The sequence below is a fragment of the Caballeronia catudaia genome (genome assembly GCF_001544755.2).
Classification (GTDB): domain Bacteria; phylum Pseudomonadota; class Gammaproteobacteria; order Burkholderiales; family Burkholderiaceae; genus Caballeronia; species Caballeronia catudaia.
Map to the genome: position 1 here is coordinate 97,279 of NZ_FCOF02000002.1, position 13,402 is coordinate 110,680.

A 13,402-nucleotide genomic window follows, 5' to 3' on the forward strand; every position below is an offset into this window, starting at 1 on the left:
CCTCTTCACTTCCGCACGATGCTGTCTGTTTCCAGCACCGCACGCGCCGTCCCAGCTCGCACCGTGCCGACAGCGCTGAACTTGCCGCGGAACCTCTTTTTCTAAAAACGCAATTTCGTTTTTTCAGGATATCAATCCGATGACCATTCGAGTCGGAATTTCAGTCGTCACGCATCAAGGCCAGAACATCTGGCAAAACGGTCTGGGCCAGAACGTGATCTTTTTTTCGGAAGTGCTTCAAAAGCTTCCGTTCGTCGAAAGCGTTTCACTGATCGACGTAGGCGATCAGAACGCGATGCCGCCGCAGGTGGACACGGCGTCGAAAGATCTTCGCATCATTCGCAATCCGGACGCCACCGACGCCGTCGACGTCATATTCGAGATGGGCGGCGCGCTCGACACGCAATGGCTCGATCTGATGCGCGCGCGCGGCAAGAAGGTCGTGTACTACTGTTGCGGTCAGCCGTATGTCGGACTCGTGGAAGCGCCGGTTTTCGACAAGCCCGTCCATGTGATGCGCCCGGATCGTTACGATGAAATCTGGCTGATGTCGAAGGACCGGCTGTCCGTTCCAATGATGCGCACGTTGCACCGTTGCCCGGTCCATCTCATTCCGTTCATCTGGCATCCGCAGTTCCTCGAGAAGCGTATCGAGGAAGTCGAAGAACACGGTCTTCGCTACGGCTATGAGCGTCGAGCAAACGAGTCGGCTCAGCCGGCCATACAGCCGCAAGGTTTCCGCGTTGCAATGTTCGAGCCGAATATTTCGGTCGTGAAAACGTCGAGCATCCCGATGCTTGCGTGCGAAGAGGCATATCGCGCAGACCGTTCGAGCGTGTCCGCCATGCACGTACTGAATTCGGTGCACATGAAGGATCATCCCACGCTCATGTACTTGGCGAATTCGCTGGACCTGGTGAAGGATTCGAAGGCGACGTTCCACGGCCGTAACGACATCGCCGGATTTATGGCGCAGTACGCCGATGCGGTGGTGTCGCATCAATGGGGCAATGATCAGAATTATCTGTATCTCGACGTGCTCTATGGCGGCTACCCGCTCATTCATAACTCGCCGTGGCTGAAAGATGCCGGCTACTACTATCCGGGCTTCGACGCGCAAGAGGGCGGGCGTCAGTTGCTGAAAGCGTTCCGCGAGCACGACAACACGCTCGACGAATACCGCGCCCGCGCGCAACGCGTCATCGATGCAGTGAATCCTTTCAACCAGGCGAACCTGGATGCTTTCGCAGACCGGTTGATCAACCTCTGTCAAGGAAGCAAGCTCAAGGTAGGCGTATGAACATGCAAAACAAATCCCGTATGCCGGAGCGGATCAATGTCGGCGTTTCCATCTATATCCGCAAGGGCGAGCAATCGCTTTGGGAAAACGGCATTTTCCAGAATTGCCTGTATCTCGTGATGCTGCTCATGCGCTCGCCGCGTGTTAAGTCCACCTACCTGGTGACGGGTGGCGGCGACGGCGGTCCCGAAGACGCGAAGCGCTTTCTTTCCGATTCGCCCGTGCCGCTCATCGACATGAAAACGGCCATGTCGAAGCTCGATGTCATGATCGAAATGAGCGCGCAGCTCGACCGCGAGTGGTCGGTGAAGTTCAAGGAGCGTGGCGGCAAGATCATTACGATGCGGGTCGGCAATGACTATGTCATCGATATCGAACGCATGGTCTTCAACCTTCAGCACGCGCTGCTCGTCTCGGGTGCTCCCTACGATGAAGTCTGGACGCTTCCCGAGTACGAAGTAAGCTGCAAGCCCTACTTCGAGACGCTGTTCCGCGCGCCGGTCAGGCTCATGCCGCACCTGTGGAGTCCGGTTGTCCTCGATCGCGAAGCCGCGAAGCTTCCGGAAGGGGTGAAGTTTGGCTATCAGCCGGGCCGCCGCCGCTGGCGCGTCGGTATTTTCGAGCCGAATGTCTGCATGGTGAAGACGAGCTATATCCCGATGCTCGCCTGCGAAGCAGCGCATCGTGAAAATCCGGACATGCTCGAGCGCGTGTGGGCGTACAACACATTCAAGCTGAAAGACCATGCGGCGTTCGCAGGATTCGCGCATAGCCTCGATTACGTGAAGCACGGCCTCGGCAACTTCGAAGGACGCTTCCCGTTTGCGCAGATCGTGCCGCAATGCGTCGATGCGGTGGTCAGCCACCAGTGGGAAAACCCGCAGAACTACGTCTATTACGAAGCGCTCCACGGCGGCTATCCGCTGATTCACAACTCGCATCTGATAGGCGACTGCGGCTACCGCTATCACGATTTCGATTGCGAAGAAGGCGGGAAGGCATTGCTGCGCGCGTTCGCGGAGCATGACGCCAATCTCGAAAGCTACCGCGCGACGGCAAACAAATTCCTTCGCACGCTCGATCCCGAAAACGAAGAGAACGTGCGGATCTACACGGAAGCGATCGAAGCGGTGTACGCCAGGGCGTAAGCATCGAAGTCAACGGATGTGCCGCAGGGCATGGAGTAAAAGCGTAATGAAGAAGTTGCGAATTGGCATCACCATCGGTCTGTTTCACGAGGCCGAAACGCTGTGGAACAACGGCATCAAGCAGAACGCGGTGTTCCTCGCGGAAGCGCTCAAGAACTGTCCGAACGTGGAAAGTGTCGTGCTCGTCAATACGACACATGTCGCGATCACCAAGCAGTTGCCCTGGGATCTGGAGCGCTGGCCTACGGTGACGTTCGACGGCGCGAAAGACAATATTGATGTGATGATCGAACTCGGTGGCCAGATCGATACGAACGCCACCGAATATCTGAAGCGGCGCGGCGCGCGGCTCGTGTCGTATTGCTGCGGTTTCGAGTACGTTCACGCGATGGAGTCCATCCTGTTCAACCGGCCGAGCTTCGGGGACAACCTGTTCGTGAATCAGCGTTACGACGACATCTGGATGATTCCGCAGGTCGCGAACATCAGCGCGCCGTACTTCGAGGTATTGCGCCGGCAGACTGCGCAAGTCGTGCCGTTCATCTGGAGCCCGATGTTCCTGAACGTGCGCACCGCGTCCTTGCCGCATTCGGGTGAGTATCAGCCGAGGGCAGGGCCGCGGCGCCTGAGCGTGATGGAGCCCAATATCAATGTTGTGAAATTTTGTTTTTATCCGGCGCTCATCGCGGAACTTGCGTATCGCGAACGTCCCAACGATATTCAGTTGCTTCAGGTGACCAACGCGCAACATATTGCAACGAACTGCAAGGAATTCATTTCCTTGATGAACCAGCTCGATATCGTTCGCAATCACAAGGCGGTGTTTCTCGGACGTTTCGATACGCCGACGTATCTCGCCGAGCATACGGATATCGTCGTGTCGCATCAGTGGGAAAATCCGCTGAACTATTTTTACCTCGAAGTGTGCTGGCAGGGCTATCCACTGGTTCACAATGCGACGCTTTGCACGGATCTGGGTTACTACTACCGCGACAACAACGTGAGCGAGGGGGCTCGGCGGGTCGTCGAGGCGATTGATCATCACGATTCGCAACTCGCGCAATATCGGGACAAGCAGCGCACGGCAATTGCGCGTTATTTGCCGGACAACGCGGAGCTGGTAGGTGGCTATGCTGGATTGCTCGACTCACTCGTCGAGAAACCACTGCGCTGATTCAGTGTTTTTCGCAGCGTAGACTCAGTGCTGTCCAGGCGCCATTGTCCGATCAGATGATCGGACAATGGCGCTTTGTGCGTTTCGCATTGAGCGCAGCGCTTTCTCTTTAATTCACTTCGATAGTGTTTCAGAAGAGTTGTCGGAGAATTCTTAAATTTTCGCATTTAGTTAGGATTGCATTTTAATGCAGTCAATAAGCATTTTCCGAAAATTTGTAGCTGGCTGGCATTTCTGCAGGTTTCCCACAGTTCATTGAATTTAGGACATGTCCGCTTCAGGGAAGTGGCGCTCCTGAATATCCTATGTCGTGGTCAAAAGCTGTTTCCTTTTTTATTTTGTAAAAGACGCTCGTTTTTTGTGGGTCAATTCGGTTTATGAATAAGTCATACCGCAGTATTTGGAATGAGAAAGTAGGAACGTTCGTCGCAGTCGCTGAGACTGCGGTCGCGCGGGGCAAGAAGAATTCTGGCGGCGCGGTATGCGACCCGGAAGGTGGTCGCGAGGCTCTTGATGCGCGCGTTCCTCAGAACAGAGACGCTTATCCGAAGGTTGCCCTGCGCGCGGCTGCCGGCGTCGGGGCTTCGGTTGCTTTGCTGTTCGGTGGCTCGAGCGCTTGGGCTGACTCAAGTACTCCTAGTCTGACTACCTGTACAAACGGGGTAGGTACCGGAGTCACGGCGAACGGTGCAACGACTACCGATTGTGCACCGAACTTCGTTGGCGGGAATTTCACTGGGGTCGTAATACAGTCTGGCAACGGTGCCTATCTAACCGTTGGCGCGGATGGAAACATCCGGATGAATTCGCAGCAACAGATTGTTTTTAATGCTACATCGATCAGCTTCAGCAACGGTGTGCTGACAAACGTGGCGATTGGAAGCATCGCGCCGGGCAGCACGGACGCCATCAACGGCGGGCAAGTGTTCTCCATGTCTGCTTCCATTAGCACGATGGCCTCGACGATTACGTACGGCTACAACTCGATGTCCACGGCGGTCAACTCCATGTCGACGGCGGTGGTCGGCGCATCGTCGAGCATGTCCACCGCGGCGAACTCGTTGTCCACGGGTCTCAATTCGCTGTCAACCAGTGCGTCCACGGCTATCGGTTCAATGTCGACGGCGTGGACTTCCCTCTCGACGAACACTTCCACAACGGTTACGTCCATGTCGACGTCCGTTTCCTCGATGTCGACCACGGTAAATTCGTTGTCGACGACGGTGAGCACCGCAAATAGCCGGGTGACCAGCCTGTCCACGAGCCTCAGCTCGCTTTCGACCTCGGCGTCCACGGGCCTGACTTCGTTGTCCGGCTCGGTTTCCATCGGCATCGGTTCGCTCTCCACAGGTCTGAGCACGACGGGCAGCGCAGTGAGCAGTCTTTCCATCGGCCTGAGTACGACGTCGAGCACGGTGAGCAGCCTTTCTACGACCGTGAGTGCGACCACCAGCGCGGTGAGCAGCCTGTCGACTGTCGTTAGTTCGACGAGCAGCGCCGTCTCGAGTCTTTCCACCGGTTTGAGCACCACCAACAGTTCGGTGAGCAGCCTTTCCACCGGGTTAAGCACAGTTACCAGTTCCGTGAGCAGTCTCTCGACCGGTTTGAGCACCGCCAACAGCGCGGTAAGCTCGCTGTCGACAGGCCTGAGCACGACCAGCAGTGCGGTAAGCTCGCTGTCGACGGGCCTGAGCACGACCAACAGCGCGGTAAGCTCGCTGTCGACTGGCCTGAGCACCGCCAACAGCGCGGTAAGCTCAATGTCGACGGGCTTGAGCACGACCAACAGCGCAGTAAGCTCGCTGTCGACGGGCCTGAGCACGACCAACAGCGCGGTAAGCTCGCTGTCGACGGGCCTGAGCACGGCGAACAGCGCCGTAAGCAGTCTGTCCACGGGTCTCAGCACGACCAATAGCAACGTCACCAGTCTGTCGAGTGGCCTCTCGACATTGTCGACATCGGTGTCGGCGAGCGTCAGTTCGCTGTCAACCGGTCTGAGCACGGCCAACAGCAACGTTAGCAGTCTCTCCACGGGTCTCAGCACCGCGAATAGCAAGACTGACAGCCTCTCCACGGGCTTGAGCACCGTCAACAGCAAGGTCGACAGTGTCTCCACGGGCCTGAGCACGACCACATCCACGGTGAACTCGCTCTCGACCGGCGTGAGCACGATCAGCAGCACCGTGACCAGCCTGTCCACGGACCTTTCCTCGCTGTCCACATCCGCTTCCACGGGCGTCGCCTCGCTGTCGACGGGCCTGAGCTCGACCAACAGCGCAGTCAACAGCCTTTCGACCGGTCTCAGTACCACCAATAGCACGGTGAGTTCGCTGTCCACCGGCTTGAGCACCACCAAGAGCACGGTCAGTTCCCTGTCGACGGGTCTGAGCACCACGAACAGCATGGTGAACTCGATGTCGACCGGCGTGAACAGCGTTTCCACGGCGCTGAGCACAACCAACAATACGGTGAATTCGCTGTCGACGGGTGTGAGCACGGCCAGCAGCAAGGTCGACAGCCTGTCGACCGGCCTGAGCACGACCAACAGCAACGTCACCAGCCTGTCGAGCAGCGTCAGTTCGCTGTCGACTGGTCTCAGCACGACCAACAGCTCGGTGAGCAGCTTGTCGACTGGCCTGAGCTCGACCTCGAGCAAGGTCGACAGCTTGTCGACGGGTCTGAGCACGACGAACAGCACGGTAAGTGGCCTCTCCACGAGCCTGTCGTCGCTGTCGGTGTCGACCTCTACGGGCATCAATTCGCTGTCGAGCGGCCTGAGCACGGCCAGCAGCAACGTCAGCAGCCTGTCGAGCGGCCTGAGCACGGCCAACAGCAGGGTGGACAGCCTGTCTACCGGCCTGAGCACGACCAACAGCAACGTCGACAGCCTGTCGACCGGCCTGAGCACGACCAACAGCACGGTGGGTTCGCTGTCGAGCACGGTGAGTTCCCTGTCGACGGGCCTGAGCACGACCAACAGCGCAGTCAGCACTCTGTCCACGGGTCTCAGCACCACGAGCAGCAAGGTGGATAGCCTGTCCACGGGTTTGAGCACGACCAACAGCAGGGTTACCAGCCTTTCGACGGGTCTCAGCACGCTGTCGACTTCGGCTTCCACTGGTATCACTTCGCTTTCGAGTGGCCTGAGCACGACCAACAGCGCGGTGAGCAGCCTGTCGAGTGGCCTGAGCACGACCAACAGCGCGGTGAGCAGTCTGTCGACCGGCCTGAGCACGACCAACAGCAGCGTCACCAGCCTGTCGAGCAGCGTCAGCTCGCTCTCCACGGGTCTGAGCACGGCGAGCAGCGCCGTGAGTTCGCTGTCGACGGGCCTGAGCACGACCAACAGCAATGTCGATAGCCTCTCGACCGGCCAGGCTACGCTTTCGTCGTCGATGTCGACGGGCGTCAACTCGCTGTCGACGGGCCTCAGCACGGCGAACAGTGCGATCAGCAGCCTGTCGACCGGCCTGAGCACGACCAACAGCACGGTGGGTTCGCTGTCGAGCACGGTGAACTCGCTGTCGACGGGTCTTAGCACAACCAACAGCAACGTTGGCCTGCTGTCGACGGGTCTGAGCACCACGAACAGCACCGTCGGCAGTCTGTCGACCGTCGTCAAGAACGCGGTGATGTATGACGACTCGACGCATTCGAGCGTCACGCTGGGCGGCGCGAGCAGCCCCGCGGTGAAGCTCACGAACGTGGCTGCCGGCACGAGTACGCTCGATGCCGTCAACTTCGGCCAGCTGACTTCGCTTTCGGCTTCCATGTCGACAGGCGTCGATTCGCTGTCGACAGTCATTTCGAGTTCGGGCGTCGAACTGATCACGTCGCTGTCCGTGACGGTTTCGAGCAGCGTCAGCTCGCTGTCGACGGGTATCAGCACGACCAATAGCAATCTGAGCAGCCTGTCCGTCTCGACCTCCACGACGGCCAGTTCGCTGTCCACGGGCGTGAGCTCGCTTTCGAGCTCGACCTCGACCGGTTTCAGTTCGCTTTCGAGCGGTGTCAGTTCGCTGTCGACGTCGGCTTCGACGGGTGTCAGCTCGCTGTCCGCAAGCTTAAGTTCGTTGTCGGCCTCGACCTCGACGAGCCTGAGTTCGCTGTCGACGGGCGCGAGTTCGTTGTCGGCGGGCGTGAGTTCGTTGTCCTCGGGTCTCAGCTCGCTGTCCGTGTCGACTTCGACCGGTATCAGCTCGCTGTCGACGGGTCTGAATTCGCTGTCGAGCTCGGCCTCCACGGGCATCAGCTCGCTGTCGACCTCGGCCTCCACGGGTATCAGCTCGCTGTCGGCTGGCGTGAGTTCGCTGTCGGCGTCGACTTCCACGAGTCTCAGCTCGCTGTCGTCCGGCGTGAGTTCGCTGTCGGCCTCGACCTCCACGGGTATCAGCTCGCTGTCCTCCGGTGTGAGTTCGCTCTCCGCTGGCGTGAGCTCGCTCTCCGCTGGCATGAGCACGCTGTCGGCGTCCACGTCGACGGGCCTCAGCTCGCTGTCGAGCGGCGTCAGTTCGCTGTCGGTGTCGACCTCCACGGGCATCAGCTCGCTGTCGGCCGGTATGAGCACGCTGTCGGCGTCGACCTCCACGGGCCTCAGCTCGCTGTCGGTTGGCGTCAGCTCGCTGTCGAGCGGCGTGAGCTCGCTCTCCGCAGGCATGAGCACGCTGTCGAGCTCGACCTCGACGGCGGTGAACTCGCTGTCGACGGGCCTGGCCAACGCAGTCTCGTATGACGATTCGACCCATTCGAAGGTCACGCTGGGTGGCGCGAGCCATGCACCGGTGAAGCTCACGAACGTGGCGGACGGTACGAGCCAGTACGATGCGGTGAACTTCGGCCAGTTGAGCTCGCTGTCGAGCTCGACCTCGACGGGCTTCAACTCGATGTCCACGGCTATCTCGGCCTCGAACGGCAACTTCGACTCGCTGTCCTCGAGCGTCACGTCGCTGTCCACGGGCGTGAGCTCGCTGTCGACGGGCGTGAGTTCGCTGTCGAGCTCGACCTCCACGGCGATCAGCTCGCTGTCGACCGGCGTGAGCTCGCTGTCCGCAGGTGTGAGCTCGCTGTCGGCTGGCGTGAGTTCGCTGTCGACGGGTCTGAACTCGCTGTCGAGCTCGACCTCCGCAGGCATCAGCTCGCTGTCGAGCGGCGTGAGCTCGCTGTCGACGGGTCTGAACTCGCTGTCGAGCTCGACCTCCGCGGGCATCAGCTCGCTGTCGAGTGGCGTGAGCTCGCTGTCGGCTGGCGTGAGCTCGCTGTCGGTGTCGACCTCCACGGGCATCAGCTCGCTGTCGACCAACGTGAGCTCGCTGTCGACGGGTCTGAACTCGCTGTCGAGCTCGACCTCCACGGGCATCAGCTCGCTGTCCACGGGCGTCAGCTCGCTGTCGGTGTCGACGTCCACGGGCATCAGCTCGCTGTCCACGGGTATCAACTCGCTGTCGAGTTCGGCCTCCACGGGCATCAGCTCGCTGTCGGTATCGACCTCCACGGGTATCAGCTCGCTGTCCACGGGCATGAGCACGCTGTCGAGCTCGACCTCGACGGCGGTGAACTCGCTGTCGACGGGCCTGGCCAACGCGGTCATGTATGACGACTCGACGCATTCGAAGGTCTCGCTGGGCGGCGTGGGCCATGCGCCGGTGAAGCTCACGAACGTGGCGGACGGTACGAGCCAGTACGATGCGGTGAACTTCGGCCAGTTGAGCTCGCTGTCGAGCTCGACCTCGTCGGGCTTCAACTCGATGTCCACGGCGATCTCGACCTCGAGCGGTAACTTCGACTCGCTGTCCTCCAGCGTCACGTCGCTGTCCACGGGCGTGAGCTCGCTCTCCGCAGGCGTGAGCTCGCTGTCGACGTCGTCCTCCACGGCGATCAGCTCGCTGTCGAGCGGCGTGAGCTCGCTCTCCGCAGGCGTGAGCTCGCTGTCGGCAGGCGTGAGCTCGCTGTCCACGGGTATCAACTCGCTGTCGACCTCGACCTCTGCGGGCATCAGCTCGCTGTCGAGCGGCGTGAGTTCGCTGTCGACCAACGTCAGTTCGCTGTCGACGGGTATCAACTCGCTGTCGGCTTCGACCTCCGCGGGTATCAGCTCGCTGTCGAGCGGCGTCAGTTCGCTGTCGACGGGTATCAACTCGCTGTCGAGCTCGACCTCCACGGGCATCAGCTCGCTGTCGAGCGGTGTGAGCTCGCTGTCGACGGGTATCAACTCGCTGTCGACGTCGACCTCCACGGGTATCAGCTCGCTGTCGAGCGGCGTGAGCTCGCTGTCCGCAGGCGTGAGTTCGCTCTCCGCAGGCGTGAGCTCGCTGTCGACGGGTATCAATTCGCTGTCGACGTCGACTTCCACGGGCATCAGCTCGCTGTCGAGCGGCGTGAGCTCGTTGTCGGCCGGCGTGAGCTCGCTGTCGACGGGTCTGAACTCGCTGTCCACGTCGACCTCCACGGGCATCAGCTCGCTGTCGGCCGGTGTGAGCTCGCTGTCGGCTGGTGTAAGCTCGCTGTCGACGGGTCTGAACTCGCTGTCGGTGTCGACCTCCACGGGCATCAGCTCGCTGTCGACGGGTGTGAACTCGCTGTCGAGCTCGACCTCCACGGGCATCAGCTCGCTGTCGAGCGGCGTGAACTCGCTGTCGAGTTCGGCGTCCACGGGCATCAGCTCGCTGTCGACGTCGGCCTCCACGGGCATCAGCTCGCTGTCCTCGGGCGTGAGCTCGCTGTCGGCTGGCGTGAGCTCGCTGTCCACGGGCATGAGCACGCTGTCGGCCTCGACCTCCACGGCGGTGAACTCGCTGTCGACGGGCCTGGCCAACGCGGTCATGTATGACGACTCGACGCATTCGCAGGTCACGCTGGGTGGCGCGAGCCATGCGCCGGTGAAGCTCGCGAACGTCGCAGCCGGTACGAGCCAGAACGATGCGGTGAACTTCGGCCAGTTGAGCTCGCTGTCGAGCTCGACCTCGACGGGCATCAACTCGCTGTCGACGGCCATCTCGAACTCGAACGGCAACTTCGACTCGCTGTCCTCCAGCGTCACGTCGCTGTCCACGGGCGTCAGTTCGCTGTCGACGGGCGTGAACTCGCTGTCGGCGTCGACCTCCACGGGCCTCAACTCGCTGTCCACGGGCGTGAGCTCGCTCTCCGCTGGTGTGAGCTCGCTGTCGGCTGGCGTGAGCTCGCTGTCCACGGGTGTGAACTCGCTGTCGACGTCGACTTCCACGGGCATCAGCTCGCTGTCGAGCGGCGTGAGTTCGCTCTCCGCAGGCGTGAGCTCGCTGTCGACGGGTATCAACTCGCTGTCGGCCTCGACCTCCACGGGCATCAGCTCGCTGTCGAGCGGCGTGAGCTCGCTGTCGACGGGTATCAACTCGCTGTCGGCCTCGACCTCCACGGGTATCAGCTCGCTGTCGACGGGTATCAACTCGCTGTCGAGCTCGACCTCGACGGGCATCAGCTCGCTGTCGAGCGGCGTGAGCTCGCTGTCGGCTGGCGTGAGTTCGCTGTCGGCTGGTGTGAGCTCGCTGTCGACGGGTATCAACTCGCTGTCGACGTCGACCTCCACGGGCATCAGCTCGTTGTCGAGCGGCGTGAGCTCGCTGTCGGCTGGCGTGAGTTCGCTGTCGGCTGGCGTGAGTTCGCTGTCCACGGGTCTGAACTCGCTGTCGACCTCGACCTCCACGGGCATCAGCTCGCTGTCGAGTGGCGTGAGCTCGCTGTCGGCTGGCGTGAGTTCGCTCTCCGCAGGCGTGAGCTCGCTGTCCGCAGGCGTGAGCTCGCTGTCGACGAACGTCAGCTCGCTGTCGACCGGTGTGAATTCGCTGTCGACGAACGTCAGTTCGCTGTCCACGGGTATTAACTCGCTGTCGACCTCGACTTCCACGGGCATCAGCTCGCTGTCGAGTGGCGTGAGCTCGCTGTCGGCGGGCGTGAGTTCGCTGTCGGCTGGCGTGAGCTCGCTCTCGACGGGTCTGAACTCGCTGTCGAGCTCGACCTCGACGGGCATCAGTTCGCTGTCGACGGGTGTTGACTCGCTGTCCACGAACGTGAGTTCGCTGTCGACGGGCGTGAGCTCGCTCTCCGCTGGCGTGAGTTCGCTCTCCGCAGGCGTGAGTTCGCTCTCCGCAGGTGTGAGTTCGCTGTCCACGGGTCTGAACTCGCTGTCGACCTCGACCTCCACGGGCATCAGCTCGCTGTCCTCGGGCGTGAGCTCGTTGTCGGCTGGCGTGAGCTCGCTGTCCACGGGTCTGAATTCGCTGTCGACGTCGACCTCGACGGGCATCAGCTCGCTGTCCTCGGGCGTGAGTTCGCTCTCCGCTGGCGTGAGCTCGCTGTCGGCTGGTGTGAGCTCGCTCTCGACGGGTCTGAACTCGCTGTCGAGCTCGACCTCCACGGGCATCAGCTCGCTGTCGACCAACGTCAGCTCGCTGTCCACGGGCATCAACTCGCTGTCGACGAACGTCAGCTCGCTCTCGACGGGTCTGAATTCGCTGTCGACGTCGACCTCGACGGGCATCAGCTCGCTGTCGAGCGGCGTGAGCTCGCTCTCCGCAGGCGTGAGTTCGCTGTCGGCTGGTGTGAGCTCGCTCTCGACGGGTCTGAACTCGCTGTCGAGCTCGACCTCCACGGGCATCAGTTCGCTGTCGACGGGTGTGAACTCGCTGTCGACGTCGACCTCGACGGGCATCAGTTCGCTGTCGACGGGTATCAGCTCGCTGTCGGTGTCGACCTCCACGGGCATCAGCTCGCTGTCGACGGGCATCAACTCGCTGTCGACGTCGACCTCGACGGGCATCAGCTCGCTGTCGACGGGTATCAGCTCGCTGTCGGCCTCGACCTCCACGGGCATCAGCTCGCTGTCGACGGGTATCAGCTCGCTGTCGGTGTCGACCTCCACGGGCATCAGCTCTCTGTCGACGGGTATCAACTCGCTGTCGACGTCGACCTCCACGGGCATCAGCTCGCTGTCGGCCTCGACCTCGACGGGCATCAGTTCGCTGTCGACGGGCGTGAATTCGCTGTCGACGGGTGTGAGCTCGCTGTCGGCCTCGACCTCGACGGGCATCAGCTCGCTGTCGACGGGCGTGAACTCGCTGTCGACCTCGGCCTCCACGGCGGTGAACTCGCTGTCGACGGGCCTGGCGAACGCGGTGATGTATGACGACTCGACGCATTCGCAGGTCACGCTGGGTGGCGCGAGCCATGCGCCGGTGAAGCTCACGAACGTGGCGGACGGTACGAGCCAGTACGATGCGGTGAACTTCGGCCAGTTGAGCTCGCTGTCGAACTCGACCTCGGCGGGCATCAACTCGCTGTCGACTGGCATCAGCTCGCTGTCGACGTCGACTTCGACGGGCATCAGCTCGATGTCCACGAGCGTGAGCTCGCTGTCGACTTCCACCTCCACGGCGATCAGCTCGCTGTCCACGGGTGTGAGCTCGCTGTCGACTTCGACGTCCACGGCAATCAGCTCGCTGTCCACGGGCATCAGCTCGCTGTCCACGGGTATCAGCTCGCTGTCGACCTCGACGTCCACGGGCATCAGCTCGCTGTCGACGGGTATCAGCTCGCTGTCGACGGGTGTTAGTTCGCTGTCCACGTCGACATCCACGGCGATCAGCTCGATGTCCACGAGCGTGAGCTCGCTGTCGACGGGCATCAGCTCGCTGTCGACGGGTATCAGTTCGTTGTCGACCTCGACCTCCACGGGTATCAGCTCGCTGTCCACGGGCGTGAGTTCGCTGTCGACGGGTATCAGCTCGCTGTCCACGTCGACCTCGACGG

General features: G+C 61.3%; 3 protein-coding genes and 1 pseudogene. All 4 read left to right on the forward strand.

Translation table 11 applies throughout. The features are described 5' to 3' along the window. Positions 1-139 precede the first annotated feature (139 nt). Complete coding sequence (locus tag AWB75_RS02660) at positions 140-1,300, forward strand: DUF2827 domain-containing protein (protein ID WP_087086452.1); 1,161 nt, start codon at positions 140-142, stop codon at positions 1,298-1,300. Beyond that, positions 1,297-2,448, forward strand: coding sequence for a DUF2827 domain-containing protein (locus AWB75_RS02665; RefSeq protein WP_061122536.1), 1,152 nt, complete (start codon positions 1,297-1,299; stop codon positions 2,446-2,448). Before AWB75_RS02660 ends, AWB75_RS02665 begins: the two co-directional genes overlap by 4 nt. A gap of 46 nt (positions 2,449-2,494) precedes the next feature. After that, a complete protein-coding gene (locus AWB75_RS02670) occupies positions 2,495-3,622 on the forward strand; it encodes a DUF2827 domain-containing protein (RefSeq protein ID WP_061122537.1) in 1,128 nt (375 codons plus the stop codon). A gap of 377 nt (positions 3,623-3,999) precedes the next feature. Continuing rightward, a pseudogene (locus tag AWB75_RS39390) lies at positions 4,000-12,897 on the forward strand (ESPR-type extended signal peptide-containing protein); the annotation flags it as partial. Between the last annotated feature and the right edge of the window lie 505 nt (positions 12,898-13,402).

Bases quoted from the DNA above. Each gene is read 5' to 3' on its own strand.
- AWB75_RS02660 (WP_087086452.1), top strand. From the start codon at position 140: ATGACCATTCGAGTCGGAATTTCAGTCGTCACGCATCAAGGCCAGAAC.
- AWB75_RS02665 (WP_061122536.1), top strand. From the start codon at position 1,297: ATGAACATGCAAAACAAATCCCGTATGCCGGAGCGGATCAATGTCGGC.
- AWB75_RS02670 (WP_061122537.1), top strand. From the start codon at position 2,495: ATGAAGAAGTTGCGAATTGGCATCACCATCGGTCTGTTTCACGAGGCC.